The organism is Methanobrevibacter sp. (genome assembly GCF_045611865.1).
In the GTDB taxonomy this organism is placed as follows: domain Archaea; phylum Methanobacteriota; class Methanobacteria; order Methanobacteriales; family Methanobacteriaceae; genus Methanocatella.
This window is the reverse complement of sequence record NZ_JAZKXX010000010.1, coordinates 1-11,709: the sequence shown is the minus strand read 5'-3', so window position 1 is coordinate 11,709 and position 11,709 is coordinate 1. Positions and strand designations below refer to the sequence as shown.

Annotated in this window: 14 protein-coding genes; 8 read left to right on the top strand and 6 right to left on the bottom strand. The window is 36.0% G+C overall.

Translation table 11 applies throughout. The features are described from left to right. A partial coding sequence (locus ACKI32_RS01020; RefSeq protein WP_407412820.1) for a hypothetical protein occupies window positions 1-585 on the bottom strand: 585 nt, incomplete at its 3' end. A gap of 115 nt (window positions 586-700) precedes the next feature. Between ACKI32_RS01020 and ACKI32_RS01015 the strand changes: the two genes are divergently transcribed. Genes ACKI32_RS01015 through ACKI32_RS01005 form a run of 3 tightly spaced genes read left to right on the top strand, consistent with a single transcriptional unit; the run spans window position 701 to window position 2,273 of the window. Continuing rightward, window positions 701-1,237: a carbon starvation CstA family protein gene (locus ACKI32_RS01015; protein ID WP_407412819.1), complete on the top strand. Its 537-nt coding sequence runs from the start codon at window positions 701-703 to the stop codon at window positions 1,235-1,237. After that, a complete protein-coding gene (locus tag ACKI32_RS01010) occupies window positions 1,209-2,102 on the top strand; it encodes a carbon starvation CstA family protein (RefSeq protein ID WP_407412818.1) in 894 nt (297 codons plus the stop codon). The genes ACKI32_RS01015 and ACKI32_RS01010 overlap by 29 nt, the downstream gene beginning before the upstream one ends. Window positions 2,103-2,123: 21 nt before the next feature. After that, entirely contained in the window at window positions 2,124-2,273 is a 150-nt protein-coding gene (locus ACKI32_RS01005; RefSeq protein ID WP_407412817.1) for a hypothetical protein, read from the top strand. A 75-nt stretch (window positions 2,274-2,348) separates the two neighbouring features. Here the strand turns inward: ACKI32_RS01005 and ACKI32_RS01000 are convergent, their stop codons facing one another. Beyond that, window positions 2,349-2,591 carry a hypothetical protein gene (locus tag ACKI32_RS01000; RefSeq protein ID WP_407412816.1) on the bottom strand — a complete coding sequence of 81 codons (243 nt, stop codon included), beginning with the start codon at window positions 2,589-2,591 and terminating at the stop codon, window positions 2,349-2,351. Window positions 2,592-2,656: 65 nt separating this feature from the next. After that, entirely contained in the window at window positions 2,657-4,183 is a 1,527-nt protein-coding gene (gene cobQ / locus ACKI32_RS00995) for a cobyric acid synthase CobQ (protein ID WP_407412815.1), read from the bottom strand. Between the two features lie 405 nt (window positions 4,184-4,588). Here cobQ and lonB point away from each other — a divergent pair, with 405 nt between their 5' ends. Further along, window positions 4,589-6,547, top strand: a complete 1,959-nt coding sequence (gene lonB, locus ACKI32_RS00990) for an ATP-dependent protease LonB (RefSeq protein ID WP_407412814.1) — start codon at window positions 4,589-4,591, stop codon at window positions 6,545-6,547. Between the two features lie 60 nt (window positions 6,548-6,607). Continuing rightward, window positions 6,608-8,032 (top strand): Mur ligase family protein, encoded by a 1,425-nt coding sequence (locus ACKI32_RS00985; RefSeq protein ID WP_407412813.1) that lies wholly within the window; start codon window positions 6,608-6,610, stop codon window positions 8,030-8,032. On the opposite strand, the gene ACKI32_RS00980 is transcribed toward ACKI32_RS00985, so the two are convergent. Beyond that, window positions 8,022-8,504 carry a hypothetical protein gene (locus ACKI32_RS00980; protein WP_407412812.1) on the bottom strand — a complete coding sequence of 161 codons (483 nt, stop codon included), beginning with the start codon at window positions 8,502-8,504 and terminating at the stop codon, window positions 8,022-8,024. The two genes, ACKI32_RS00985 and ACKI32_RS00980, sit on opposite strands and share 11 nt — an antisense overlap. Then, entirely contained in the window at window positions 8,504-9,409 is a 906-nt protein-coding gene (locus ACKI32_RS00975) for an ADP-ribosylglycohydrolase family protein (protein WP_407412811.1), read from the bottom strand. Before ACKI32_RS00975 ends, ACKI32_RS00980 begins: the two co-directional genes overlap by 1 nt. 480 nt (window positions 9,410-9,889) lie before the next feature. Here ACKI32_RS00975 and ACKI32_RS00970 point away from each other — a divergent pair, with 480 nt between their 5' ends. Continuing rightward, window positions 9,890-10,396 carry a GNAT family N-acetyltransferase gene (locus ACKI32_RS00970; protein WP_407412810.1) on the top strand — a complete coding sequence of 169 codons (507 nt, stop codon included), beginning with the start codon at window positions 9,890-9,892 and terminating at the stop codon, window positions 10,394-10,396. 28 nt (window positions 10,397-10,424) lie between these two features. Then, the gene (locus ACKI32_RS00965; RefSeq protein WP_407412809.1) at window positions 10,425-10,793 is read left to right on the top strand and encodes a zinc-ribbon domain-containing protein; all 369 of its coding nucleotides are present in this window, start codon (window positions 10,425-10,427) and stop codon (window positions 10,791-10,793) included. A gap of 16 nt (window positions 10,794-10,809) precedes the next feature. On the opposite strand, the gene ACKI32_RS00960 is transcribed toward ACKI32_RS00965, so the two are convergent. After that, window positions 10,810-11,325 (bottom strand): hypothetical protein, encoded by a 516-nt coding sequence (locus ACKI32_RS00960; protein ID WP_407412808.1) that lies wholly within the window; start codon window positions 11,323-11,325, stop codon window positions 10,810-10,812. A 91-nt stretch (window positions 11,326-11,416) separates the two neighbouring features. On the opposite strand from ACKI32_RS00960, the gene ACKI32_RS00955 reads away from it, so the two are divergent. Next, the coding region (locus tag ACKI32_RS00955) for a ribose-phosphate pyrophosphokinase-like domain-containing protein (RefSeq protein WP_407412807.1) at window positions 11,417-11,709 on the top strand (293 nt) is incomplete at its 3' end.

Here is an 11,709-nt window from a genome sequence, read left to right as displayed (position 1 = left end):
ATAATCATATATCTCTTTGGTTTCATTATCGAAGTATTGGTGCAGGCTGACAGTCAATATGTTGTTTTTGTCCTGTTGTATTATTTCATTATTTGATGTGAAAGTCATTATCAGCCATCTTGATGCATTTATCTTCCATGCGTCCCAATCAGAGCTATGTGGAGAATAATAGTGTCCTATATCATTTTGACCCCACCAGCAATATAATAGGGAAGCATTATCATCCAATGCAACATCACCATATGCTTTGCCGCTGTTAAGATGTATATAATTTCCAACAAGGGCACAACTTTCCATTTTAAGTTCAGTATCTTTGAAGTTGTTGGATACGGCGGCATGGTTTGTAACATAGTTTTTTTCAAAAATTGTATTGTATACTTCAGTTACAACCTGCTTGTTTGTGATTGGAGGGTCAGCTGCAGCTGGTGCACTTGGAGGATTAGCAGGATACTGGGCAGTTACAACATCATTTGCACCTGAAGAACCTGTAAGACAAGGAGTGCAATTCCAAAATTGTATAGAGGATGAAGAAGTAATTGAAGATCCTCTTATAAGAACTTTATTCGGTAAATAAACCGAAATCAATATTTCTTAGATTATCTCTAGGAAATATTTTTACTTTTTTTTTTAAATTATTGAATTAATTAAGAGTTCACCCTATCAAAAATTTTTTATAACGTAATCATGTAAAATATACTTGATGTATAGTTTCATTATCTGTTTTTTAGTACTGGTTGCATCCTACTTTGTTTATGGAAAGGTTATTGAAAGGATTGCGGGTGTTGACGAAACCCGCCAGACACCTGCCTACAGATTAGAGGATGATGTTGACTATTTACCTATGTCTGAAACCAAGAATTTTCTGGTTCATTTTTTAAACATTGCAGGTTTGGGACCTATATTCGGAGCTATACAAGGAGCATTGTTCGGTCCGGCTGCATTTTTATGGATTGTTTTAGGTACAATCTTCATTGGAAGCGTTCATGATTTCTTCTCAGGATTCATGTCCCTGCGCGATGATGGATTGACAATGCCGGGTATCGTTTCCAAGTTTTTGGGAGCCAGACTCAAAACAATCGTTGCAGTTCTAATCGTGATTACTGGAATTCTTGTTTCAGCCACCTTTGCAAAAGGGGCTGCTGATTTGATTAGCAACCTGACCAATATTCCGGTTATTATCTGTGTAACTGCAATATTCATTTACTTTTTTGGTTGCAACAGTATTTCCGGTCGATAAAATCATCGGTAGGGTATACCCAATTTTCGGGGCATTGCTATTGGTTATGGCCGTTTTGATGACTGGAGCATTAATACTCAATCCGTCATACACCATTCCCGAGTTTACAACTCAGGGATTGTATTTGACAGACAAAAGCATTTTCCCATATCTCTTTGTCACTATTGCCTGCGGAGCAATTTCAGGTTTTCATGCATCACAGTCACCGATTGTTGCAAGATGTGTGGAAAATGAAAAGGATGCAAGGCCGGTGTTTTTCGGAGCAATGGTTTTGGAAGGTTTGGTTGCCCTCTGTTGGGCGGCAATTGCAATGGCATTTTTCCATGGCCAACCTCAGCTTGCGACAATCTACAGCGCATCTCCTGCAGTTGCAGTCAATGAAATGGCAATGGCATTGGTAGGTCCTGCCGGTTTGCTTTTAACAGTTATCGGTGTTGTAATCTGTCCTATTTCATCTGGAGACACTGCACTTAGAAGCTCAAGAATAACAATTGCCGATGAACTTAACTTCCACCAGGATAAATTCATGTCAAGGCTGAAGATTGCTGTTCCGTTGTTTCTTATAGCATTTGGACTGACATTCATAGACTTTAGTTTGATTTGGAGATATTTCGCATGGTCTCAATTGATTGTAGCAACAATTGTTCTCTATTCCGCTACAGTCTATCTGATTAAAAATGAAAAGAAATACATTGTTACATTGGCTCCGGCAGTCGTGTGTACTCTGATTGCATTTGCATATATCCTGCAGGCTTCGGAAGGTTTGGGTTTGCCTTCAATGGTTGCCAATATAATTTCAGTTATTGCAACGGCTGTTGTTACACTAGTATTTATTAAAAAGTTCAAGAATACCAAAGATTCTTAGGATAGTTCAAGAGGAGATATTATGGCTGATATGAGATGTCCTTTTTGCAATAAATTAAATGATGAAGATAATACGTTTTGCATTTTTTGCGGTGAAAAATTTCATAAATATCCGTCTGATGAGGATGGTGAAGGCGTATCATATGAAGAAACTATGGATATGTTTTATTAATCTGTATTAATTTTAATTTGATGGAATGTTTTAGAAAAAGAGAAATAATTAAAAATAAAAAAAGAGTTAGCAGAATTATTCTGCTGTAACTTCAGTAACGAAGGTCATGTTTTCTATGGTTTCAGTTTGACCAGATTTAATTGTGTAGATTGGTGAACCGAGTAAAATCAAACCATTACAAACTTCTCTGATTTTGTTATCAGCTACTTCTTGCATGTGTGTTCCTTCATAAGTGAATCCTGCGTCTGCATTGCCTTCTAATGCAAAAGCAATTACTTCACCAGATTTTTTATTAGTTGCATTTACATTTAAAATCATTTTTTAAATCTCCAAATAATTTGATAATTATATTTATGTGGTTTTACATTTTTAAATAATGCGGTTTATTCGAATATCAATCTGTCAATGATGTCCATATCTAGGTGCTCTTCAACGATTTCGGCAAGGCGATTTAGGGAGTAGTCTTTTTGGGTTTCATATGGATCTTCACCGTATTTTGCTTCAAGGCCTTTTTTAACCCTCAGATAATTCAGAAATTCTCTTCTGAAGTTATAGTTGTGGAATATTCCGTGGAAATAGGTTGCAAATGCATTTCCATTTGAAGCGCCGTCTATCTTTCCGTCATCGTTGTTTCCTTGTCCTTTCCTGATTTTTAATAGTCCGCATGAGTCCTTAAGTTCGCTTGTTCCCTCATGGATTTCATAGCCGGTAACGCTTTCACCAGCAATATCTTTAAATATTTCACCGGCCATGCCGTCCAAATCATCTGGAATTGTTGCTTCTGATTGGGTAACGATTTTTCCGGCTCTTGAAAACTCGGATTCTATATCAAGCAGTCCCAATCCTTCAATTGTACCATGTTTGGATTCACGTTTTTCCTCATCATGAATCACGTTTCCTAAAATCTGCAATCCTCCGCAGATTCCAACTATCGGCACATCTTTTGATTTTTCAATGATTCTGTCTGCAAGGCCGCTTTCACGAAGGGCGAACATATCCTCTGTTGAATTACGGGTTCCTGGAATGATTATCGCATCGACATCTCCGATTTCATCATTGATGCCAATCATCTTAAGAGCCACATCGCTTTCATATTCAAATGGGTCAATGTCAGTGAAATTGGCGATTTTAGGAAGCCTTATCACTCCTATTGTGATGTCCTTGTCCTCTGCAAAGACATGGGTAGTTAAAGAGGCTGAATCCTCTTCCGGTAATTTTAATGTTTCATCATATGGAAGAACTCCTAGAACAGGTTCACCGGTAATCTCTTCAATCCTGTCTAGTCCTGGCTTTAGGATATCCAGATTGCCTCTGAATTTATTGATTACGGTCGCCTTTAGACGTGACCTATCGTAATCGTCAAGCAAAACGTATGTTCCGGCAATCGCTGCAAATACTCCTCCCATTTCAATGTCCGCTATTAGGATTACATTCGCATCGGCCATATGTGCTATTTCCATGTTTGCAATATCCTGGTCACGCATGTTGATTTCGGCAGGAGATCCTGCACCCTCAATGACGATAATGTCATATTGTTCGGACAGTATTTCAAAGCTTTCCTTTATTGCATTCAGGGCATCATTGTGGTATTTGTGCTGGTAGTCATAGAAATCCATATCTCCGATGGATTTTCCCTGGATTATGACATTTGATGTGAAGTCCCCTTTTGGTTTTAGCAGAACTGGGTTCATGTGTATGCTTGGTTCAATCATCGCAGCTTCTGCCTGCAGCATCTGTGCTATTCCAATTTCTCCGTTTTCAAAAGTAGTATAGGAGTTTAAGGACATGTTTTGGGATTTAAAAGGAGCGACTTTATAGCCTCTGTTTTTATAAATTCTGCATAGTGCTGCCACGAGCATGCTTTTCCCGGCATTAGATGAGGTGCCCTGAACCATGATACAATGAGTCATGTATGAGTATTTGTCATTAATATTAAAAATAGTTTTAGTAATAGTTAACTTAAGGTTGATTTATTTTGGGGTCATAATCGACTGAAATTAAAATGTTATCAACCTCAAGTTAATTGACAAGGTAATTAAACCTTGTAATAATTAATATCTAATTAATACTATATATTATTATCTTTTTAGCTATATAATTCAAAATTAAAATTTAATTTACTATTTAATTCTTAAATTAAAAGTTTTGATTTTAATGATATGTTCAATACTTTATATCGATTTAAGTACTTTTTTCACTTAATGGGATATCAATTGTTTTAGTTACTTTTATTTACTAAAATAGAAAACTTTTTATATATTCAAGTTTATATTTAATAATAGTATGTTGAATTTAGTTAAAGTGAGGTGTGTTTTATGAAATTTGATGAACAGGAATCTATCGAAGATTTGCCCCAAGAGGTTATTGTTGAAGAAGAAGACGAAACAAAACCTATGTTAGATTATGATAATATTAAAAGTTCACAAGATATTGAAGTACCACCTTTATTAATTGATCAAGTTATAGGACACGAAGAGTCCATTGAAACAATTAAAAAAGCGGCAAAACAAAGAAGAAACGTTTTGCTAATTGGTGATCCGGGTGTTGGAAAATCAATGCTTGCTAAAGGTATGGCACAAATTCTCCCTCATGAAACCTTACAAGACATCTTAGTTTACCCAAATATGGAAGATAACAACCATCCCCTAATAAGAACCGTACCGGCAGGAGAAGGTAAGAAAATCGTAAGGGCAACTAAAGGTTCTGCAAAAGGCCATGAAGAGAGAAAAACAATCATTACAATGTTTGCAATAGGAGGGATTCTTGTAATTGGATTCATGTATGGAAGATTGCTTGAATCAATTATTGCAGCAGCTTTAATTTTACTCATATCAATACAAATCAAACCGAAAACTAATAATATGTCTCCAAAATTATTAGTTAACAATCAGGACTCAAGATTTGCACCGTTCATGGATGCAACTGGAGCTCACGCTGGTGCTCTCCTTGGAGATGTTCGCCACGACCCATATCAATCCGGAGGTCTTGGCACTCCTGCACACGAACGTGTGGAAGCGGGAATGATACACAAGGCAAACAAGGGAGTTTTATACATTGACGAAATCGGTACAATGAGTATGAAAACCCAACAGGAACTCCTGTCTGCAATGCAGGAAAAACAATACTCAATTACCGGTCAAAGCGAAAACTCCTCCGGAGCAATGGTAAGATCCCAGGCAGTTCCATGTGACTTTGTTTTAGTAGCATCTGGTAACCTTCAGGTCCTTGAAGGAATGCACATTGCAATGAGGTCAAGGATAAGAGGATACGGTTACGAAGTATTCATGAAGGATTATATGGATGATACAACTGAAAACAGGGAAAAACTTGTTCAATTCGTAGCTCAGGAAGTTAAAAACGATGGAAGAATTCCTCACTTCGCACCTGATGCATTGGATGAAATCATCATGGAAGCTAAAAGAAGGTCAGGTAAGCAAAATGCCCTAACACTAAGACTTAGGGATTTGGGAGGATTAGTCAGATCAGCAGGAGATGTTGCAATCGAAAAAGGTGATGACCTTGTAACTGCAGCACACGTTATTGAAGCTAAAAAATTCGCAAGAACCCTTGAACAGCAAATCGCTGACAGGTCCATAATGCAAAGAAAAGACTACAGTATGGTATCTGCTGAAGGTGGAAGAATAGGTCTTGTAAATGGTCTTGCAGTAATAGGTGACAGAAGTGGAATAGTATCTCCAATTGCAGCTGAAGCAGCTCCAACCCAATCCAAAAACGGGGGTAAAATCATTGCAACAGGTAAGCTTGGAGAAATTGCACAGGAATCAGTTCACAATGTAAGTGCATTGATTAAAAAGTACACAAACAAGGACATTTCAAACTATGACATTCACGTTCAGTTCATCCAAACCTACGACGGTGTTGAAGGGGACTCAGCAAGTGTAAGTATTGCAACAGCAGTAATATCTGCAATTGAGGAAATCCCGATTGACCAGACCGTTGCACTAACTGGTTCACTTAACGTGCGTGGAGATGTAATGCCTATTGGTGGTGCAACTGCCAAAATCGAAGCGGCTGCAGAAGCTGGAATGAAAAAAGTATTGATTCCAAAATCAAACCTTAAGGACGTTATGATTGAGAAGAAATACGAAGAAATGATTGAAATAATTCCAACAGAAACCTTAAGCGACGTATTGGAAAACATTTTAATCAGCGGTTCAAATAAAGATAAACTCATTGATAAAATGAAAAATATCGGTTCTAAAGTAGCTAATAAAGTTCCACAAACCGGTATGAACAATCCAACAACCAACTAGTGTTGGATTTTAATTTCTTTTTTTTAAAATTTTATATATTATTAAAATAAATCTAATTACATGGTAAAGTTAGGTTATAGTTTAGCTAAAGTTGGAGGTAAATTATCCATTAATTTATCCAAAATAGGTGTAGGTAATGGTGGAAGCCTTCCGGGTTATGTTTTAATCAAGCTTGGAGGCGAAGAAGCATTATCTAAATTGGCTTCAGAGATGAAAACCGGAGCCGTGATGGTTACAGGTACAAATGGAAAAACCACAACTACAACTCTTTTAATAAAGTTATTGTCAAGTGACGTTCAAATCAGAAAAAGCTTTGAAAACAATACAATCAACTCAATCGGAACAGGTCTTTTAAAACAAAAAGGAGACCTCGGAGTATTTGAATATGGAATCCGTAACATGAAGTATGGAATTCCTGATACAATTCAAAGATTAATCAATCCTATTGGGGTTGTCTATACTACAATTTCACAGGAACACACCCAAGTGGCAGGTGTCAAAAACCCGTTCAGTGAATATTACAAAGCTAAAAAACTCTTGTCTGCTGGAATGAAAAGAGGAGTTGTTGTAACCAATTGTGATGATCCAAGAACTGCTTTAATAGGTCTTGAAAAGGAAAAAGATGTTACAGTTAATTATTATGGAATTGCAATTGATGAGATTGAAGATGACAGTGCAATATCAATCGAATGCCCTAAATGTGGAAAACCTCTAAACTATTCTAAGAATTTCCTAAACCACAGGGGAATCTATGAATGTGAATGTGGTTTTAAACGTCCAGAACCTAACGTTAAACTTACCAACGCAGAATTTGGAATAGATAATTGGAAATTGACAATCGAAGGTACAGTATTCAACTACATTGTTAAAAAGGATGTAAGTTTTGAAGTTGAAATAACCGTTCCTCCATTCGGATTCCACAATATCTACAATACATTAGCTTCCATAACTGCATATGCTACTTTTACACCAAAAATAGAAAACATTGAAACCACAATCAAATCTGTTTTCAATAATTTGGACATGTCCTTCATTCCGCCTGGAAGATTTGAGGTGGTTGATGTTGGAGACAACAAATTTGTTGGTTTAGGTCAAGGTGACAATGGTGATGCCCTAAAAATCAATGCAATGTTTATGAAACAATATATTGACGGACCATTTGAGTTTATCTACACAACACCTGATGTGGATGAGGAAGATATATTCTATGACCATTATGATGTTATCAAAAACATGAATCCTGACCATATAATTGTCGTTCCCGGAAGAAAATCAATCGAAAAGGCAGAAGAGTATTGTGAAATTATTAGGCGTGACTTTGATGAGGTTGACTTTTACCCGTTAAGCTATGATGAAATGGCCAAAAGAATAGAAAAACTTACAAGTTTGGCTTTAAATTCACGTTATAATTATGTAATAATGTCCGGTTGTGGAGAAGAACAGGCAATGTGGGAAGAAATTAAGAAAAATATGATTAAGAGATGATTCTACTTTCCACAATCTCTTTAATTTTTTTGTAAAATTCACTGTCGCTTTCAGCCAGTTTTTCAAATGACGCATCAACGCTGCAGCTGCAGACATCTGTTTTTCCAATAATATAATCAGTCGAATCTTTTTTAACTAAAATTCCGAGTAATTTTTCTTCATCGCTTGAGTATAAGTTAAAATCCTCTTTTGTCAAATCGAAATGATAATCATCAACTGAAAAAAGGTCACATTCATTTAAAATTGGCATGAATGTCATGACGCCTACGGGAAGAAATATGTTTTCACTTCTAGCAATTTTTAAAAGTCTTTTTTCGTAAGAATCAGTATTTTCAATACCATAACCCTCAATTTCCAGTATATTGTTGGTGCCCATATACATGTCATCACTTATTATGAAAGCAAATATGTTGGGGTCTATATAATTATTGCAGGAAGCTCTAATATTCGTGATAGTTTTTTCCAAATCCATTAAAATTCCCCAAGGATTTTTTCATATTCTTCACACATTTTGAGAACGTAATCAAACTTAGGAATTTCATTAATCCATTCTTCAGGAATGTTGTCATAACCGTAATAAATTCCGGCAAGTCCACCGCAAATGCCTGCAATGGTGTCTGTGTCTCCACCAAGGTTAACAGCTTTTAAAACAGCATCTTTATAGTTGTCAGTAGTTTTAAGGCAATATATTACACTTTCAAATGTATAGATTACATAACCTGAGCTTACAATGCCTGCAGAAAAGTCATCATCAAACACGTGTTTAAGGTGTTTTAATTCTTTTGAATCTTTATAATATTCCTTAATTACCTCACCGGCATTTTTGATATGTTCATCGATTGTCAAATCGTTGGAAAGCATGGATTTTGCAATTTCAATATAAAAAGCACATGTAATTCGTGTTCTTTTGTGAGCATGAGTTAGGCTGGATACGTTTTCAACGGTTTCAAAATCAATATTTGGAATGAAAGCAAGAGGAATCATTCTCATTAATGATCCGTTTCCATTATCTCGATCTCCTTTCCCGCCGCATTCAAGAGCAGGAATTTTCATGTTAAATCGATGAAGTGCAGCGGATGTGGTAATCCCATAATCAAATGTGTCATAGTATTGTGTGTATTCGCCTTGATTGAACCATTTCATGAACTCTTTCATGATGTCTTCATAATCAATGGCTTTTTGATGGATAATGCTGGACATTGTGGCGAGAATCATTGATGAATCATCAGACCAGGTTCCTTTGGGCATATCGTAAGTCCCATGACCTCTCATGTCTATAACGGGGTTTTCTTCAAGTTCTTCTCTTGAGCAAAATTCAACAGGAACTCCTAAAGCATCACCAACAACAAAACCACAAATTCCATCTTTAACTTTCATAATTTAATCTATGGGAGTAATAACTATTTAAATTATTTTAAATTGGTTTTGTAATATTTTTTCAAGCTCATAATAATATTGTTGTATGAATAATTGTTTTTTGATTTAAAGTATAATATTTTAGGTTCTATACTGCTTTGTATGACCAGATTGTTAATCAATCCGATAAGCCTATAGAGGTCCATGTTTTAAGTACTATCGAAAGAGAAAAGGCCAAATGCTATAAAATCAGCAAGGATGCAAGGTTTCCAATATACCTCTACTCACTTAAGAAATATGATGGAAATATATTTTTAAATAAACTGAAGAAAATATAATTAATATGAGTAATAATGGTTTTAAATTGAAGAAATCATTTTAGCATTAAATGTTAGTGAGGATTTTGTAATTAAAACATTGGGTAAATAAGAAAGTTCTATTTTAATTACGGCATTATAATTAAGATTTTGTTAAAAAAATATAAGTAAGAGCACAGATAGCATGATTAAAACAAAAAATCTATTGTTGAGGCCATGGGAAGAGGAAGATGCAAAATGCCTGTATCATTTTGCAAAAAATCCTAATATTGGACCAATTGCAGGCTGGCCGCCTCATGAAAGTGTTGAAGATAGCCTCAACATTATCAGAACTATATTTTCAAAAAAGGAAACTTATGCAGTCATTAAAGATGACATTCCAATAGGCTGTGTGGGTCTTCTCTTTCATCCGGACACCAATCACTGGTGGGGTGATGACTCAGCTGAACTTGGCTACTGGATTGGCGAGGAATACTGGGGCAGGGGTTTTGCAACCGAAGCCGCAGAGCCCCTAATCGAAATAGCCTTTGAAAAATATGGGGTCAAACAGATTTATGCAAGTTATAGGATTGATAATCCTGTATCAGGAAGGGTTTTGGAAAAGCTGGGCTTTAAATATTATGCAAACCTAACAAATACCAATTATAATAATGAAACATTTGAAGAAATTGCGATGAAACTAGAAAAATAATTATATTAAAAAATGCTAATTTTAATCAATGACAAGAATTTGTAAAAAATGCGGTTTTGAAAACCAGGATGATTATGACTATTGCGCCAAATGTGGAACTCCACTTGTTGAAGGATTGAGGCCTAAACAGGTCTATGTTTACAATGCCCAACCTTTGCAGGTTAACAAAAAGGCAATCATAGCTTCCTATATCGCAACTATTTTTCTATCCTGGAGCGGGTTTTTCGTGAGTCTGATTACAAAAAACAATCTTGTGGCCACATTCACGTTTTTCGGATTTTTCATGCCGTTTTTCCTGGTTCAGTCAAGACACCCGACATTGAGAAAACACGGTCTGATTCAGATGGGAATCTCATTGGTTGGTGTGGCACTCTCATTTTACGTTATGTTTCATTAAAAAAAGAATTGGGAAATTAAACTATATAGAATTTAATGTTTCCCATTAAAAGTTGCACTGGAATTTCCAATGGGTTAAAAGTACCACCGCCCATTGCAGTGCTTACTGCATCTCCTCTGGACATTGTTCCTTGAACATTTGAAGCGCCATAACCATTATATGCGTCATTTGCACGGATGTTGTCTACAAGCCCAAGTCCAAATATTGCCTCTGCTGCCTGTTCGTTGACGCTCACTATGATATGTGGCGTATATTTATATGTATAGCTTATTATTTCACGTGCAGCTGCGTAAGGATTGTCAGGATCAATCAAATGGATGTTGTGAAGTGTCTCTCCATTTGCATTGTATGAACTTCCGGGATAAACCCAATCAAAACCACCTAAAGGAGATATTTTTGCTGCCATATCAACACCTGGTGTTCCTTCGGTGGTATCCTCTGCAAGTATTAAAATAGGACTAACGGTTGTAAAGATTAATAATACTACGATTATTAAAACTATTACTCCTAATATTTTACCTGATGTTTTCATAATCTTTGATATTATGCTCTTTAAATATAAATACTTAACTTTTTTAACGACTAAAAACAAAGATTAAATCATAAAATTTTTTGGTGATAATGTGATTATAGGTGGTTCAGCTTCACAAGACTTAGCGGCTCATGTTGCACGTGAACTTGGTGAAGAATTAGTTTATGTTGAAACTCGCAAGTTTCCAGATGGAGAAAGGTATTTAAGAATTGACGCAGACATTCCTGATGAGGTTACAGTAATTCAGTCAACAGGTTATCCTCAGGATGAAAATCTGATGGAATTGCTCTTTATAATAGCCAACCTGAAGGATTTGGGTGCTAAAAAGGTTAGAGTTGTAGTTCCATATATGGGTTATGCAAGACAGGAAAAACGTTTCAATCC